The sequence below is a fragment of the Schlesneria sphaerica genome, from assembly GCF_044336245.1.
GTDB classification, from domain to species: domain Bacteria; phylum Planctomycetota; class Planctomycetia; order Planctomycetales; family Planctomycetaceae; genus Schlesneria; species Schlesneria sphaerica.
This window is the reverse complement of sequence record NZ_CP172346.1, coordinates 887,126-903,593: the sequence shown is the minus strand read 5'-3', so window position 1 is coordinate 903,593 and position 16,468 is coordinate 887,126. Positions and strand designations below refer to the sequence as shown.

11 protein-coding genes are annotated in these 16,468 nt (G+C 56.3%); 3 read left to right on the top strand and 8 right to left on the bottom strand.

The window, feature by feature from the left end; translation table 11 throughout:
• Positions 1-16: 16 nt before the first annotated feature.
• The gene (locus tag ACGY09_RS03490) at positions 17-2,182 is read right to left on the bottom strand and encodes a family 1 glycosylhydrolase (RefSeq protein ID WP_397570486.1); all 2,166 of its coding nucleotides are present in this window, start codon (positions 2,180-2,182) and stop codon (positions 17-19) included.
• Positions 2,183-2,227: 45 nt separating this feature from the next.
• The gene (locus tag ACGY09_RS03485) at positions 2,228-5,167 is read right to left on the bottom strand and encodes an FAD-dependent oxidoreductase (protein WP_397570485.1); all 2,940 of its coding nucleotides are present in this window, start codon (positions 5,165-5,167) and stop codon (positions 2,228-2,230) included.
• Between the two features lie 405 nt (positions 5,168-5,572).
• Here ACGY09_RS03485 and galE point away from each other — a divergent pair, with 405 nt between their 5' ends.
• Together galE and ACGY09_RS03475 are read left to right on the top strand one after the other, a co-directional pair.
• The gene (gene galE, locus ACGY09_RS03480) at positions 5,573-6,577 is read left to right on the top strand and encodes a UDP-glucose 4-epimerase GalE (RefSeq protein ID WP_397570484.1); all 1,005 of its coding nucleotides are present in this window, start codon (positions 5,573-5,575) and stop codon (positions 6,575-6,577) included.
• A gap of 271 nt (positions 6,578-6,848) precedes the next feature.
• A complete protein-coding gene (locus ACGY09_RS03475) occupies positions 6,849-7,640 on the top strand; it encodes a manganese catalase family protein (protein WP_397570483.1) in 792 nt (263 codons plus the stop codon).
• Positions 7,641-7,955: 315 nt separating this feature from the next.
• Here the strand turns inward: ACGY09_RS03475 and ACGY09_RS03470 are convergent, their stop codons facing one another.
• From ACGY09_RS03470 to ACGY09_RS03450, 5 genes are all read right to left on the bottom strand, one after another.
• Positions 7,956-9,227 (bottom strand): DUF1501 domain-containing protein, encoded by a 1,272-nt coding sequence (locus tag ACGY09_RS03470; RefSeq protein WP_397570482.1) that lies wholly within the window; start codon positions 9,225-9,227, stop codon positions 7,956-7,958.
• Between the two features lie 246 nt (positions 9,228-9,473).
• Positions 9,474-11,069, bottom strand: a complete 1,596-nt coding sequence (locus ACGY09_RS03465; protein WP_397570481.1) for a GTPase family protein — start codon at positions 11,067-11,069, stop codon at positions 9,474-9,476.
• Positions 11,070-11,100: 31 nt separating this feature from the next.
• Complete coding sequence (locus tag ACGY09_RS03460; protein WP_397570480.1) at positions 11,101-12,147, bottom strand: hypothetical protein; 1,047 nt, start codon at positions 12,145-12,147, stop codon at positions 11,101-11,103.
• Between the two features lie 3 nt (positions 12,148-12,150).
• Positions 12,151-12,648, bottom strand: coding sequence for an anti-sigma factor family protein (locus ACGY09_RS03455; protein ID WP_397570479.1), 498 nt, complete (start codon positions 12,646-12,648; stop codon positions 12,151-12,153).
• A 36-nt stretch (positions 12,649-12,684) separates the two neighbouring features.
• Positions 12,685-13,326 carry an RNA polymerase sigma factor gene (locus tag ACGY09_RS03450; RefSeq protein ID WP_397570478.1) on the bottom strand — a complete coding sequence of 214 codons (642 nt, stop codon included), beginning with the start codon at positions 13,324-13,326 and terminating at the stop codon, positions 12,685-12,687.
• Positions 13,327-13,739: 413 nt separating this feature from the next.
• Between ACGY09_RS03450 and serS the strand changes: the two genes are divergently transcribed.
• Positions 13,740-15,017, top strand: a complete 1,278-nt coding sequence (serS, locus tag ACGY09_RS03445) for a serine--tRNA ligase (RefSeq protein WP_397570477.1) — start codon at positions 13,740-13,742, stop codon at positions 15,015-15,017.
• A 258-nt stretch (positions 15,018-15,275) separates the two neighbouring features.
• Here serS and ACGY09_RS03440 read toward each other — a convergent pair whose 3' ends face one another.
• Complete coding sequence (locus tag ACGY09_RS03440) at positions 15,276-16,172, bottom strand: lipid kinase (RefSeq protein WP_397570476.1); 897 nt, start codon at positions 16,170-16,172, stop codon at positions 15,276-15,278.
• Between the last annotated feature and the right edge of the window lie 296 nt (positions 16,173-16,468).

The following is a 16,468-nucleotide window of genomic DNA, read 5'->3' as shown; positions in this document are numbered from 1 at the left end:
GAGTTGCTGTCGAAACCTACAGCATGTGGCTGTCACGCAGATAACGAGAGATCGCGACCCGCCAAGGGGACAAGGTGATCCCCCTCTCACTCGCGATGGCTCGGTAGGCCGATGGTGCTTGACGAGTGGATTGGGTTGGTTTCCGGACAAAGACCCGAGGTTGTTCAAGGCGAAGTCTGCTCGCCAGTTCTGCCGCGACTTCTTCAAGTGTCGCGACCCCTTCCCCCGCGAGGTGCCAGATCCCTGAATTGCCATCGATTAACAGGTCGAGCCCTGTGTTCACGATCTCGGGAAGATAGGTGAGGGACATGGTGATCGGGTCAAGGCAACAGGGAACCCCATCGTTGAACGCCTGTACGCTCCTCCTAAGGAATCCATTCTTCGCCGAGATATCCAGATATGCGCCCGGGCGGACCAGCAGTGCATGAGGTGCCGTGTCGAGAATACGAAGCTCCGTCTGGAGTTTCGTTCGTCCAAACTCGCAGATCGGGTTCGGAGTATCACTCTCCCGATAGGGTTGCTCCCTTTCGACTCCAAACACCGAAGAGGACGAGAACGCCATCAACGGAAGATTCGCGGCCCGCGAGATCGTCGCAAGTGCCCCGGGTTCATTCAGACTACGGGGGTCGCTGGCTCGCGTGCGGTATTTGAGTAATGTGTCTTCGCGCGACTGACCTGTATAGATGATGGCCCAGGGCTTCGTGCGCAACAGCACGTCGTCGATGTTCCGCGGGTTTGAGAAGTCATGCTTCGATCGGCTGATTGCCTTCACGGGTAGACCACGGATCTCACAGCAAACTTTGATCGAGCGTCCCAACATATCCCCATTGCTGATCAGCAGAATTGGGGGGCCCTTGATCGGCTGTCGACGGGGCGAAGTCTGTGGAGGTCGAATCAAAAAGCGGATGTCGCGCCGCCACCAGCCATCCCCTGCCAGGACCGGATGTGAGGGCTTTGTTCCTGAGGCGAGTTCTTTTGCCAGCTTCGCGACTGCTGTCGGGCGCGGAACAGGTCCCCGGACGTCGAAGGCGCCCGATTCATAGTAGCCCGCTTTGCGGGTGAGCAGAGAGTTCCAGTCAAACGAACCCAGGAGTGCCCAGGCCGTTACGGCGCGGAGATCGACTCCGTCCTCCTGTCGAGCTTCGTGGGCGTGGTTCCAGACTTCGTTCAACCATCTGAGTTGCTCTTCACGCGTGCAACCAATGTGAGCTTCCGTGATGGCGATTGGAGTGCGGTACCGTTTCCACGCCTCCTGGACCAGTTTTTTCACCCCCACAAGGCCTTCTCGTCGCACGCGCACCGCTTCGATGTCAGCGTAGACGTGTTTGCCGTTACTTCCCCGGCAACCGATCGGGTACCTATGGTATCGCCGGTCGAGATACCGCTCGCTGGTCACATAGTAATTGATCCCGAGGATATCGGCGGGAAGCGGATTGTCAGCGAACCACCGGAGGGATTCTTCGGGCACCCCCAGCCATTCAAAGTAAGATCCGATGGGGTGATGTCGATCGACGGCTCCCGCCAGCAAGTCAAAGGTCAGCCAGCGACGCTGATTATCGAAGTCAGCCTGATATTGCAGGGATGGAGAGGCAAACGTCTTCCCGAGATCCTCTGTCTGAATCAACCGAGCCTCAGGATTCACTTTTCTGATGGCGCGCATCGCCAGTACCGTCGCCTGACACTGGTTGAGCATAGCCAGAGCGAATGCTCGGCTGTCTCGTTGGTGAGGATACCAGTGACCATAAAGAGCGCTGAATCGAGCCGTGGTGAGAGGTTCGTTGACCGGGGTGTAGCCTGTCACCCACGGATACCTCGAGGCGAATGCGAAAGCATACGCCTCGAGTCCCGTAGCAAAACTATCCTTCAGCAGATCGACTCCGTGCGGGCCGCTGCCGTGATGGACTAAACCTGCAATGGGGGCGATATTGAGCTGTTTCAGTCGCTGAAACCTCTCATCGATCCATCCCCATTCATAGTGGGCCGAAGCAGCTGGCGACGCCCACTCCCAGAGAGCAGGGTACCTCACGACCTTGATACCCAAGGCGGCGATCCGATTCAAATCGTCGACTCGAACCCAATGTCCCGAACGTTGGAACTGATCATGGAAGTCGTCTCCGACTCGATTACGAGTGCATTCCAGGCCACCCCAGAATCGGAGCCCTTGATCGTCAAGAATATCCATCTTCTCAATGCCTCGTGAAAACCGGCGTCATGTAAAGGTGACTGCTCACACGACTTTGACGACTTCACCGGGTTGCAGAGAGTGACCATTCGTCTGATGTGCAGCCCGCAGGCTCAGTGCCTTTTCTGCTGCTTTCTTGCCCGCCAGAAACGCGTGATCCGAATTGTAGTACTCCCATTCGCTGTAGCGCCCGGCAAGGATGACGTCATGCTGGCCCAGCCAGTCACGAATCAGGGTCACGTTTGCTGTACGAGCGTGGTCATAAAGGACGTAGGCGTGCGGCATATCAATTTCTGCTGTTGTCCAGATCTCATCGTGGGGCTTGATGATTCCGACCTTGCGGCAGTCGTCGATACATCGCTGGATCAGTTTTTCACCCTCATAAGGAAGTGGTTTCGATTCGGCCCGGTAAGTGATCTCACATGTGATCCCAAATCCGCCGGGGGGGTTGCAGTGCGGACTGGCGTTCCCCTGCACAAAGATCCGGTGGAACACCGTGTCCTCTGGATAGTAGATCCAGTGCTTGTCCGTCACCGCCTCACGCCCGATTCCAATGTGGACGCAGCGAACCGAGATGTAGCGAAGTCCTGCCGCGGCCTGCTTGACCTCTTCGGGTGCTTCGTCCCCGGCAAGACGAACCAGCACGGGGAGTGGCATCGTGCTGATCAGTTGATCGTAAGAGATCACCGATCCATCCCGCAAAGTGATCTGGTGCTGACTTGGAGAGAAGCCCGCTACATCCGCGTTCAAACGAAGCTGACTCTTAATATGGGGAATGAAACCATCCATCAGCGCCTGGAACCCCCCACGAAGGGGATAGCCGAACCGTGCGTTGGGTCCCATCGGTTTGGGCACCGGTGAAAGTGCACCATCGATCATCTCTTCAAGGTCAGGCATGGGAACTCGGCCACCCAACCATGACGTTTCCATCTCGGTCAGCGGAACGGCCCACAATTTTCGGTTGTAAGGAATGGCGAAATGTTTCGCGATCCCCTTACCCCAGACCTGATAGATAAACTCTTCAAAGTTCGCGGGACCGCTCGGCTTCGGGGTTTCCGTTCGTTTCGTCGACAGTTCTGCCGTGCTTTCAATGATCCCATCGGCACAACAATCCTCCAGACGATTGCGAGCTGTACCATTGCTCGGTCTATCGACGTGGTGCGATGCGTCATGGCCATTTCGCAGTACCTGCGTACCTGCGTCGCGAGAATGTCCATTACTCCGGTTTGTCCCATGAGTGATTCCGCTGTGCCCATTGGAACCGCTGTGTGCGTCGCTTTCACGCTGTCCATTCGACGCTTGCGTTCCATTCGTCGAAGAACCGTTCTTAGCCTGCAGGCGACTGACGGTGGTGACGCTGCCCTGGGCGTTTCCGTTCAAGCACGCGGCCCTTGTCACCCGTTCATCCTTCTGCGTCTCAGACGCGTCCGTCTCGTTGGTCGACCCGAAACGAGCCTCGATCGCTCCCATGATACACTCCCGGATGACGTCAGGTGGGAGGCCATAGAGTGCACCTTGAAATGGATACCGTGTGAACACGGCTTTGCTGTAGACCCATGCCTCCCGGTCCTGCCAGTGGACGTTGTCTCCCAGGAGCAGCTTGTACATCTCGTGCACATACGAATCGTTGCTGAACATGATGTGGCCAGCAAAATCGAACGTGAAACCGTCGACTTCGATCGAGCGGCACCATCCTCCGACGGTGTCATTCCGCTCAAGCAGTAGCGCATCTTTCCCCAGGTGGTAGGTCGCACTTAATCCAGTAGGGCCGGCTCCCACGACGACGACGGGATGGTGCGAACTCACGGGATTGCCGGCGCGTCCAGGGTGCACTTCCTCCGTGGAGTTGGATACCGATGTGCTCTCTTTCTCGGAACTGATCGCCTCCGTGATCAAGTCTGCCATATGACGGACCGTTCTATCCCACGAAGTGGCCTTCAGCACTTCATCCATGCGTTTGACTCTCTTGTCTCGTTCCGCATCGGATTGTTCCAGTGCCGCCACGCAAGCCGCTTCGAACTCGTCAACGGTATCGCCGAAGTAAACGATGTCCGAGTAAGGTTCTACGACGTCCGTAATCGATGTACTGACGATGGCTTTCTCAGCAGCCATGTACTCGAGGGTTTTGGTGGGACTGATGAATTTCGTGGATGCGTTCTTCGCGAAAGGCAACAGACTGACATCCCAGCCGCTAAGGTACGCAGGAAGCTCTTCGTACTTCCGTTGTCCCAGATAATGAATGTTTGCTGCGTGTGGTAACCGGCTCGGCTCAATTTTCACCACAGGGCCGACGATGACAAATTGCCATTCGGGGCGTCGCTCTGCTAATCCCGCCAGCAGGTCGACGTCGAAGCGTTCGTCGACAACGCCGAAGAAACCGAGCCGTGGATGTGGCAGCGAAGCCTGGTCGTGCGGTTCCTCGAGCGTCTCCTTCGCTTTGCCGAAGTGTGCTGCGTCGACACTACTGCTGAAGCAGTAGACATGAGGATGTCGCGAACACTTGGCTCTGTAGAGACTGGGCCCCCCGGTGAACACGAGCGCCGCTTTCTGAAGAAGTTGGTTCTCAAGTTCCAGCAACTCGGGTGGGGCGTGCAGGAAGGCGGAAAGTTCATCCATGCAATCGTACACCACCAGCGACGGTTGCAGTGATTCGAGCAGGGGAACAGCCATCGGTGTATAGCACCAGGCGACAGGATCATGAAGTGACTGGGATGACTTCAGCTGGACGATCAGGCTCTGCAGTGCGGGAATCTGATTGGGGTGAAAGCCCCCGTCTCGCACATTGGTGACAGGAGTGAATACGAAGAGGTTGGGACCCGCTTCGGTAATTCTCCATGACGGAGTTGCTGATTCATCGAAGACCGGCTCTTCGATGTAGAAGACGCGAGTATCAGAGGCCAGCCGACTCAAAATATGCTGAGGTCGCTGCCACACAAAACTCCATCGAAGATGGCAGAATACCACGATGTCATATTTCAAGTTCATCTATCATCTCCACTGAAGGGATACTAGTACGACGACTTGCCGATCGGGCCGCAAAGTCTGTTCCGTGCCATCCCTCTCGTCACACTCCGCGCCGCCTTCATTTTCATTTCATGTGAAGCGAAACTGATCCTCCATCTGCATCATCTCAGCGGATAAACTGATCACTCTTAATGAATTCCGACCCATACAGTCATTCGCCAGCGAAGTATGGAAAGAGAATGCTCATTCCTAATTTGCTCGATCGTACTGCCTACAGCCCATTGGTGATTGACGTGCGATCGCCCACACTGGATTAAAATCTCACAGTGTATTCATCAATTCGTCATTCAGAGCACCAAGCGGCGCATTGGTTGCACCTCAGCCGCGCGGGCAAGGGGAACGGTCATTTTCTCAGAGGATGCGACGATGAGAATTCTCGTGACGGGCGGGGCCGGGTACATCGGCAGCCATGCAACCCGGGTGTTCCTCAGTCGAGGACATGACGTCGTGGTCTATGACAACTTAAGTCGTGGACACGAAACGGCAGTACCGCAGGGACGGCTGATCGTTGGTGAACTGACTGACAGGCAACTTCTGGCCAGTACACTAAGAGAATATGACGTCGAGGGGGTCGTGCATTTTGCCGGCCTGACGTATGTGGGTGAGTCCGTCGAGGACCCTGCTATGTACTATCAGACTAATGTTGCGGGATCATTGAGCCTGCTGGAAGCAGTTCGCGCTGCGAACGTGCGTCGTGTCGTCTTTTCCAGCACCGCAGCCGTCTACGGAATGCCGGATTCATGTCCCATTCAGGAAGAGAGTTCACGGTCACCGATCAACCCTTATGGCCGCACCAAGCTGATGGTGGAACAGATACTGGCCGACTATCAAACGTCTTATGGAATCGGTTTTGTAGCCTTACGATATTTTAATGCAGCGGGGGCGGACGCGAGCGGTGAACTCGGCGAGGACCATGCTCCCGAGACGCATCTCATCCCGCTGGTGCTGCAAGTGGCACTAGGGCAGCGTGAATCAATCGCTGTCTTCGGCAACGACTACGACACTCCAGATGGGACCTGTATTCGGGATTACATTCATGTGAACGATTTGGCGGATGCACACCTTCGCGCACTGGAATGGCTCGAAGCCGGGAAAGCAGCGGCCTTTAATTTAGGGACAGGCCGCGGCCACAGTGTTCGCGAGATTATTGACGTCTGTCGAGCGGTCACAGGGAAAGAGATACCTGAAGTCATTCGAGACAGGCGTCCCGGGGATCCGGCGCGACTCGTCGCCAGTGCCGAAGCGGCGCGGCGTGAACTTGGCTGGAAACCTCGACATACCGAAATTCAAGATATTGTCGCGACCGCGTGGCACTGGCATTCCCAGCGTCCTGCCGGTTACCGCACGTCACTTTCAAATGCCCGGCCGTAAGCTCGACGTTTTCGAAGATTTACTAACTGTATGTATATGAGGTCGCTAGCACGCGCAAATGGACCCGGCTTTACGACACCAGAGATCCATTTAATCGAGGTGCAGTTTACCGTCTCGTGTCGCCGATGACCGAGGGACATGTTCAGCGGAGCAATTTCAAGCTGGCTGCGCGGCGCACCACTTGCAAGTGGTCCCGAGTTGCCTCATCCGCCTGCAGCGATGTCTGCTCCGTCGATGTACCCACCCTTCCTCTAGTCCAAAGGACCCCGGCATGTACCATCACGTCAAGAAGCTCATGTACACAGTCGACGTTGGCACTCCCGACCCCCGTTTCGGCAATATGCTGCTGGAACAGTTCGGTGGCGCGAACGGGGAGTTGGCTGCCGCGATGCAATATTCCATCCAGGGAATGAACTGCGATGATCCGGCGCTCAAAGACTTGCTCATGGACATCGGCACAGAAGAGCTTTCGCATCTGGAGGTCATTGGTGCTCTTGCACGATTGCACCTCAAACCGACGAAGGAAGCTCGCGAGGCCGCAGAAGCCGACCCGCTGGTGGCCATTGCGGGAGGTGGCGGAGTCTGCCTGTTCAACTCACAGGGAAATCCCTGGACGGCGGACTATCTGAAAATTACTGGCGAGCTGGATGTCGACCTGCGCAGCAACATCGCCGCTGAAGCACGAGCGAAAATCGTTTACGAGCGACTGATCAATTTCAGTGACGATCCCGGCACGAAGGACGCCCTTCAATTTCTGATGACGCGCGAAATCACCCATCTGAAAGCGTTCACTTTGGGGCTCGAAAGTCTGGGTAAGAACTATCTGGACATCGGAGTGATCCCGCCATCGGAGGAAGTGGTGAATGTCTACTTCAACGACTCCACCGGCCAGGGAGACGAAGGGGAAACAGACAGCACTGGTCCCTGGAACGAAGGGGACGAGTGGGAAGTCGTTGAATCGCCGGCGTTCGAAGATACTTCCCGGCAGGATCAGGTGAAGAATCTTGCCCGACAGCGAAAGACTCGTACGGCAAAGAGTCTCAACGGTCGGAGCAAACGGTGATGCGGACGATTGGTCCCTAAATCCCTGCGCATTGCTCGCCCTTCAATCAGCGTCCAAAGATTGGGACAGGGGATAGAAGTAATGCCTCAGCTCAGCGTGCGGAAGATCCCCCTTCACGGAGGGGCTGCACGACTCTTCGCTGTTACCACATCACAATTCGGAATAGTGGGCGGCAAGGTTTAGTGCAGCGGGGGATTCTTGGCACGGAGTCGGAGCGATTGGATCTTTCCGTCATCTATGTTTCGCCTTTCATCGCGGCGCGTTCAAGCACTTCTCCCGCCGACAGGTGCCCCCAAGCAGCAAAGGGGAACTGGGTCACACCCATTCCCTGATCAGGTTGCCTTCGATCAGGCGCACTGGGCGGCCGTCCGGGCTTTGGACGTGCAGATCCAGAGGAAGGCCAAGCTTGTGATAAATGGTGGCCACCAGGTCTTCACTGAAGTATTGATTGCGAATTGGCTGCCCACCTTCGTCATCGGTGGCGCCGACGATACTGCCGCCAGGGATGCCGGCACCGGCCATGACGGCGAAACCGGCAGAGGCCCAGTGGTCACGGCCGCTGGCTGAGTTGATCTTGGGGGTACGGCCGAAATCGGTCAGCCATACGACGAGGGTTTTCTCCAGCATTCCCCGCTGCTCAAGATCAATCAGCAACTGAGGCAGGCCCTGATCGATCCGGGGGAGCAGATGACCTTTGAGCGCACTGAAGTTGTTCTGATGCGTATCCCATCCTCCGTCCGAAATCGTCACGAAGCGAACACCAGCCTCGATCAGTCGACGGGCCAGCAGGCACTTTTGCCCGAACGAGTTTTTACCGTATTGTTCGCGTAGTTTCGGGTCTTCCTTGTCGAGTTCAAATGCCTGACGTGTTTCCTGTGCGGTGATCATGTCGAGTGCGGTCTTATAGTTTTCATCCAGCGCATCAAAGTCAGTTGGCTGGACGCTCGTGCTTCGTTGCAGCGAATCGACCATCCCCAGAACGCGTTTACGCCGATCGACCCGTTCGTTCGTAATACCACTTGGCGGCGAGATGTCGCGAACCACGAAATTCTGGGCATTGGGATCCGCTAGGATCTCAAACGCGTTGTGTTCCAGTCCCAGGATGCCCGCTTTCCCGCCACCAAACGAGCGATCGACGGCATTGCCCAATTGAATGAACGGGGGCATCGCCGTTTTGAAACCCATCTGGTGGCTGACGACAGACCCGATGGTGGGGTAGTGCATGGCAGGATTAAATGGACGTCCCGACATGACGTGCTGGTCAGCCACCCCGTGACTGCCGTTCATGGGGTTCCAGCTTCGCAGCAATCCGTACCGCCCGATCTCTTGCGCCATGCGAGGCACAATCTCTGTAAACTGCACGCCCGGAATGGCGGTATCGATGACCCCGTATTCCCCTTTGACATTGATCGGGGCCTGAGGTTTGGGATCAAACGTGTCGTGATGACTTGTGCCCCCCTGGGTCCAGATCAGGATGCAGTTGACATCCGACGAATTTCCACGTCCCTTTTTCTCTTTCGACTCCGCCTGTGCTTTTGCGGCGAGGAGATGAGGAAGTGAAAGTCCCAGTCCGCCCAGAGTGCCCACCTGCAGAAAATTCCGTCGCGAGAGACCGGTACAATTGCGATCCGTTTCAGGACAAATATTCAGCAAGATAGACTCCCCTCGGTGGCAAGTTTGTCGCAGGGGTCCTGGTCAGAGAGTTTTCATAACCCTCCGCACTACGTCGGACCCGATCCGCGACTGCCAGTCTAGGCGAGCCGACGGGCTGATATCAAGAGACTCTTGCGCATCTTGAGAACCGTGCAGCCTGCCGTTTTCCGAAGGAAAAGCTCAATTCCCTTTACCGGTCATATTCGTCAACAGGTTACGGGCGACCTGACTGACCTGAGCCTTGATGAACCCGGGCGCCAGCTCTTTGATCTTTGTGCCGACCGACATTAACTGGTTGACGACCTGCCAGGCCCGCTGCTTGTCGTATTCACGGTGCAGTGACCGAACGAGTGAACAGGCTCGAGCTTCATCCAGCAGGAGCGTGATAGTCGGGAGCAGGTATTCCTCGATCCCAAAAACACGCCCATTTTCGCGGTCACTGCAGACGGGAACGACGGAAGCGAGGCGGTCAGAAAATGTCTTCCGTACGAACTCCAGGGCGTCGCGGATATTCCGTTCTTTAGGGCGTTGTGGATTCTCCCACGAATAGGGTGGCGCCCATTCCATGATGGGACTGAGGCCATCGATCTTCGAGACGACGCCGACAATCGCCGGGGGCTTAAACCGATGACGTTCACGAAACCACGTATCCAGTTGATCCAGAATCGCGACGTCGGCCTGCTTTGCCGGGGATCGCACATCCATCACGAGCAGAACCAGATCCGCGTTCTTGACCGCTTCAAAGGTTTCCGAGATCTGCTGTGACGTTGCGCCTGAGTCACTATAGCCCGGTGTATCGAGCAGGATCAGTCGATCCGAGTGCTCATTCATCCGCAGGTCGTAGCGTGTCACATCGCGTGTCAGGGGCAGGATATCAACGGCGGCCCGCTGTTCCCCCAGCAGGCAGTTGACGAGGCTCGATTTACCGGCTTTAACCTGTCCGATGACGGCGATCGTCACCGTCACTGCATCCGGCAGGACGGTTGTCTGGTTGTCGGGATCCGTGACGGGAATCGGTTCCAGCCTGCGCATCGCAGCGCGGTACGCGGCGGATCCCCCTCGGAGACGTCCACTGTTGAGCTCAATCAGGTAGAAGCCCAGTTGCCGGATAAAAAGCGCGTAGAAGGTTCCCAGGATGTTTGTCTGAAGCTGTTCCGAAAGGGGATCGACAAACGCTTTGGAAACGGCAAAGCGTGCCAGACTGGTGGGATTCAGAATGACAGAGGCGAGCCAGCCGAAATTGTTCGCCGTCCGCCACCAGGCGGGAGCATTCGACAGCATCCGCCATTGTGAAACGGTAACGAGATGGCTTCCCGGAATGCTGTTACGGAGCGTCGATTCCAGATCTTCTGCCACCAGTTGAATCGTCGTCAATAGTTCGACGACCGATGCGGCTCCGAGAGGATCTTTCGCATTGGGGTGGTAGTGTTTCGCAAACTCCGTCGCCAGTTCGATCGATCGAGTCGTGTAGAACTGGGGATCCGCGAGCTGTGTGGCGGTGAAGTCAACCACTCGCTTCTGCTCGGCTTCGATGAGTGCCGCGGCGGCGTGATCGCGGGGCGTCCAGTGAATCTTCGAGCCAATCTCGGGAAGCGGCACCTGCACTGGTTTGGCAAAGCGGTGCAGCAGCCAGGCCGAAGTCCAGCAGACGGTGATCGTCCATGAGAGCCAGAACCAGTTCCCGGACACCCACAATAGCCAGCCACTCACCCCTGCAATCAGAATCAGTGGCAGCAGGACGAGCACAGAAAAAACGATAAACGGCCATCGAGACATGTTTGCTAGGTTCTCATCAGGAAGATTTGCATCACTTCTTCTGCCGGCTGCTGTTTTTCCTGGTTTTGCCGAGGAATCGCGGTGGTGGTGCGACTTCAAACCGTTCAAACAGCTCTTCAATCTGCTTGTGATATTCGGGAATCTGTTTGAAGTCGCTTAGTGCCTCCTCGCCCCGCAGTTCCATGGATTTTCGGATCAGGTAAATCTTCATGCGGGCTGCCGACTGATTCATGATCCATTCGCGTTCCGCCGGCTTCATCTCTTTCAAGATCTGAAGCTTCTCGTCCTCGGTAGGAAATTTGACTTCGTCACGAGCCTGTTTCATCACTCCCAAGAGCAGCATCCGGACCATGACGTCGCGTTTGGAGTTGGGATTCAGTTTGCTGAACGTCTGCGCCGTTTCCTTGTTGAGCGATCCAATCATTTCCTGAAGCAGTTTTTGTTCCGGCCATGTCTGATAGTCACCCCCTGTCGACTGGACACTGGCGTGGATCAAAGGAATGAATGCCGCCAGATCCGGATTCTCGAAGGCGGGCTGCATGTGCTGTTTGTCGAGATCATCTGTCAGAACTTTCAGCACCGACTTCAAATCTTTGGGGACCAGGGCTTCGCGCTTCGTGAAGACTGTGTTGAGCTGCTTGACGTTTTCGTCGGTCACGAGTTCCGCTGCGATCGGCGGATTGGATTCGACGGGCTCCCCCGGTTCTTCCTGTTCTTCCTTGAATTTCCGGACCAGAGCGAATCGATGTGAGAGGTTCGATTCCTTCTGAAGTTCATCCCGCTGAGTCGGCGTCAATGTCTGGACCCAGACGGAATAGGTCTGAAGCAGGGTTGCGAGATTCCCTCCACTGGCCGCATCGGCTTTCAGTTCGCGATGAAGTTTGCGGAAGTGCTCTTTCTCGGCATCGCTGAGCTTGCGGAATTCGGCGATGTTGCGGTTCAGCCGATCCCGCTCGATGGGGGACATTTTTTGTAATTGATTGGCTCGTGACGCAATCAGTTGACGGTCCACCGCACGACATGGATGGGGCGCGACGAGTGTCAGCAGAGTCATCAGGAGGGGGACTCGAAATCTCATGACTTACTTCTCCTGCGGATCATCGAAGAGGCTGGACCGTTTCAATTCCCTGAGGAATTCGATGTCCTGGATTTCCTGATACTGGTCCAGATTCTCGATCGTTGGCAGATCCAGCAGCAGTTCGTCGTTCGGGTTGGGGATCAGATGCTGTGTGAGGTACAGGCCGAACCACGTACAGAGTGAGATCGCCAGCAGCCACATGGCCGCGATCCCTGTCCGGCGAAGGTGAATAAACCAGGGCTGCTCCCGCAGGACAAACGGCTTTTCCAGTGCTTTCAGGTGCGACAGCGTCTTGTCCGCAAATTCAGGCGATGCATCAATCGTGGGCAGCAAGTCGAGTAGTTCCCAGGTCCGCGAGAGAGCTTCGACTTCATGACGCGCGACAGCGCTGTTCGCCAGTATCTGATCGATTTGCCGCACCTGCTCGTCGGGGAGTTCTCCGTCGAGATAGGCGACCAGATCCTCGCGTTGCTCAGCATTGAGTCGGACGGTCTTTTCCATGGTGCTTCTTGAAAACGCCGGGACGTAAAATGAGGACTATTTGCTTAGCTGCATATAAGGCGCAAGCGCGGTTCTGAGGCTATCTCGAGCACGAGAGAGAAGGGATTTGATGGCGGGAACAGACATTTCCATCGTCTCCGCGATCTCAACGTAACTCATCCCTTCAAACTTGTGCAGCAGGACGGTCAGTCGCTGGCTTTCGTTCAGTTCGGCCATCGCCTTCTGGACGATCAGTTGCAACTCCTGCTTGTCGACCTGGCGGGCAGGCATCAGGGCGGACTTGTCGGCGATTGCCTGGTCGCCCGGACCGACACTGGTCAGTGTGACCGAATCGCTGGCGGGAAGCTGCACTTCTTTTCGCTGGGACTTATGCCGGTGCGAGTTCATCGCCAGGTTATTGGCGATACGGAACAGCCACGTCGAAAAACGGGCTGTCGGCTGGTATCCATTACGGGCACGGTAGATCCGCAGAAAGACTTCTTGCGCCAGATCTTCTGCAGCTTCCTGGCTTTGCGTCATGTGGCGGAAGATTGTTGTCAGGCGGTTCTGATAGGCCCTCACCAGTTCCGTGAACGCCGTCTCGTCCCCCTCTTTGACGCGCAGCATCAACTTCACCTCGGGGTCCTGCAGGAACCCCGATTCGTCGACGTTCTCTGGGGAACTTTTCGTCAGACCCACAGTTGAAAGCCCTTCGTCTAACGGTTAACGCCGATGCTTTATCACGTCGCTACTGCTGGGCCGATCCGGATACAGGACCGGCTGATCTCGCTGACTGTACTCCGAAGCAAATCATGTCAACTGGTGCTTCGCGAGGGAAGGGCAGACGCGACGACCCGCTTTGATTTGAGCGGTTGCAACAGGAAACCAGCCCGTCACGCGGGACGGCAGACGTCTCAACGGACCTCTAACTGACGCTTCGATAACTGCAATTTTTCAGGCAGGAATTGCGCGAGAGGGGATCGCGTCGAAAAATTCAGAGCGGAAATCGAAATCGCGTAAGTAGCACTGTGCGTGAACGCGGTCGTTCCATAATCTATGATTCTCGTTCGAACTGAACTCGAATGACGTCCCTTTAGCCGTATGGATGCAAGATGCTCGATCTGCAGTTTGTCTGTGAAAATCTGGATGCTGTTCGCGCGAACTGTCAAAACCGACACGTCAACGCCGATTTGGACCGTCTCCTGGAACTCCGCGAACTTCGAAGCCAACTGATCGTGGCTGTCGACAAGGATCGCCAGCGCCAGAACGAAATTGCTCAGGCGATTCCCAAGGAAAAGTCTCCTGACGCAAAAAAGGCCCTGATCGAAGAAGGGAAGTCGCTCAAGCAATCGGCGCCCGCCAATGAAGCTCGGTTGAAAGAGGTCGAAGCAGACGTTCGGGCGGCTCTCATGACCATCCCGAACATGACACATCCCGTCGCTCCGATCGGGGAAGAGGCCGATTCGGTGACCGTGCGCACATGGGGACAAAAGCCCGAGTTCTCGTTTAAGCCTCTCGATCACGTCGCCCTGGCGGAAAAACATGGACTGATCGATCTCGAAGCAGGCTCACGCGTCGCCGGACATGGATTCTATTTTCTCAAGAACGAAGCCGTGCTGCTGGAACTGGCGCTGACACAGTTCGCCATCCGCAAGCTCGTCGAACACGGCTTCACACTTCACACGACGCCGGATCTGGCGAAACTGGATGTGCTCGAAGGGACCGGCTACCAGCCGCGGGGGAATGAGACACAGATCTACTCCATCGCCGGCATGGACCTGTGCCTGGTGGCGACGGCCGAAATTCCACTGGGAGGAATCCACCGGGACCAGATCCTCGACCTCGACAAACTACCACTCAAGTACGCCGGCGTTTCGCACTGCTTCCGTACCGAAGCGGGTGCCCATGGTAAGGCGACCCGTGGTATCTACCGCGTCCATCAGTTTACGAAAGTCGAGATGTTCGGCTTTACGGCTCCGGATGTCGCGGCTTCTGACGCGCTTCATGCCGAGATCGTGCAGATCGAAGAAGAGATCTTCCAGGGGCTGGGAATTCCCTACCGCGTGCTCGACATTGCATCGGGTGACCTGGGAGGATCAGCCTACCGCAAGTTTGATCTCGAGGCCTGGATGCCAGGACGAGGGGAAGCGGGTGAATGGGGCGAAGTGACCTCGGCGTCGAATTGCACCGACTTCCAGGCTCGTCGGTTGGGAATCCGCTGCAAATCGCCTGACTGGAAGGGAACTCGATACGTCCACACACTGAACGGAACCGCCATCGCAGTGACGCGTGCGATCATCGCGATTCTCGAGAACTACCAGCAGGCAGACGGCAGCATCGTCATCCCGGAAGTCCTGCGTCCGTGGGTTGGTAAAGAGAAAATCGGCTAGAGTCGCTGCACCTGCCTGTGTCTGATTCCATCTCGATTCGAACAGCGGATGGAAAGCAGAGGAGGGAGGAGCTGAGTCTCATTTCCATTGTCGGGGGGCAGAGCATGTCGTGCTCTGCCCCTTCGACTTTTCGAGAGTTGCGATCCCATGAGAGGCAGGACAGAATCAGTGTAGAAACTCTGCGAGGTCACACTCCCGTTCACGGGGTTCGGATTGGGAATCCAGGTTGAGCACGGGACCCGACAACACTACCGCAAGTCACGACTTTGATTCTGCGATCACGCCGTTAGGAACGAAAACGCGAACCGCCTGGGAAAGGACGCGAAATTCTGCCGGTGTCTGCGTCGTGATCTCCCCGTCCGTATTCAGCTTGCGAGGTCTACTCGTTTCAATCGTGAACTCTGTTCCCCTCAGCGTCCGAGCATGAGGCGATCGCGACAAGTCACCCCGATACATCGCCATCAGCAGCGGAATGATCTGCCACCAGCGCTGAATCTCGAGACTGTAGAAGTCCAGTCGGTTGTCGACGATGCTGGCATCGTCGGCAATGGTCAGACCCCCGCCGTAATAACGTCCGTTACCAACCGCGATTTGAATCGTTCGTACCTGTATCGATTCCATCTCCGAGCGAATGGAGGCGGTGAAGGGCCGCGACGCCACGATGACCCGTGCAGCGGTCAGCAGATACGCCAGAATTCCCCAGCGACTTTTGGAGCGTTTGGAAAGCTGCTCTGTGACTTTGACTGAGACTCCCAGACTCGCAACGTTGAAGTAATGTTTTCCATTGACCCACCCGACATCGATCGGGTGCATTTGACCTTCAAGAATGACCTGACACGCCGCAGCGGGGTCCGTAGGAATTCCCAGCGTTCGTGCCAGATCGTTGGCTGTTCCCGAGGGGACGATTCCCAGTGGAACCGAGCATTCGACTAGACCATCGAGGGCGGCATTCAGGGTCCCATCGCCCCCCACGATGATAATCTGATCAACGTTATCACGGTGCTGCCGGATGAGTGAAACAAGCTGATCGACGTCTGGCGGAGACTCTTCGATAAGTTCGATGCCGTTCTGTGAGAGCTCCTTGGCAGCCGCATCAAAAGCGGATGCACCATTGCGTGAGTTACAATTACCAAGCAACAACGCGCGGCACTTCATCGTTCGATCGTCCCCGTCTCATTCAGGCGGCAAGAGACCAATGACCGCTCGGGCTTACCTGATTGGCAGTACGCGGCCATGGGGACCATTAAGCAATTGTGTTGCCAATTGGTGGCGCGCGGAAATCAGGCCCCATTCGGGTGCGGTGATCGCTCAATTCAGCCCACCAGTGACGCGTTCGCATCCTGCGCGGAGGAAAATCCACCACACAATTCATCAGCGGCGAACTGTCAACATCGTCGACCGGTAAACCGTTGCGTGGGGGATGTACCTGATATCAGAATCGGGAGGCCCCG

Coding starts and splice junctions, on each gene's coding strand:
- ACGY09_RS03490 (WP_397570486.1), bottom strand. CDS start 2,182: ATGGATATTCTTGACGATCAAGGGCTCCGATTCTGGGGTGGCCTGGAA.
- galE (WP_397570484.1), top strand. CDS start 5,573: ATGAGAATTCTCGTGACGGGCGGGGCCGGGTACATCGGCAGCCATGCA.
- serS (WP_397570477.1), top strand. CDS start 13,740: ATGCTCGATCTGCAGTTTGTCTGTGAAAATCTGGATGCTGTTCGCGCG.
- ACGY09_RS03475 (WP_397570483.1), top strand. CDS start 6,849: ATGTACCATCACGTCAAGAAGCTCATGTACACAGTCGACGTTGGCACT.
- ACGY09_RS03465 (WP_397570481.1), bottom strand. CDS start 11,069: ATGTCTCGATGGCCGTTTATCGTTTTTTCTGTGCTCGTCCTGCTGCCA.
- ACGY09_RS03485 (WP_397570485.1), bottom strand. CDS start 5,167: ATGAACTTGAAATATGACATCGTGGTATTCTGCCATCTTCGATGGAGT.
- ACGY09_RS03455 (WP_397570479.1), bottom strand. CDS start 12,648: ATGGAAAAGACCGTCCGACTCAATGCTGAGCAACGCGAGGATCTGGTC.
- ACGY09_RS03460 (WP_397570480.1), bottom strand. CDS start 12,147: ATGAGATTTCGAGTCCCCCTCCTGATGACTCTGCTGACACTCGTCGCG.
- ACGY09_RS03440 (WP_397570476.1), bottom strand. CDS start 16,172: ATGAAGTGCCGCGCGTTGTTGCTTGGTAATTGTAACTCACGCAATGGT.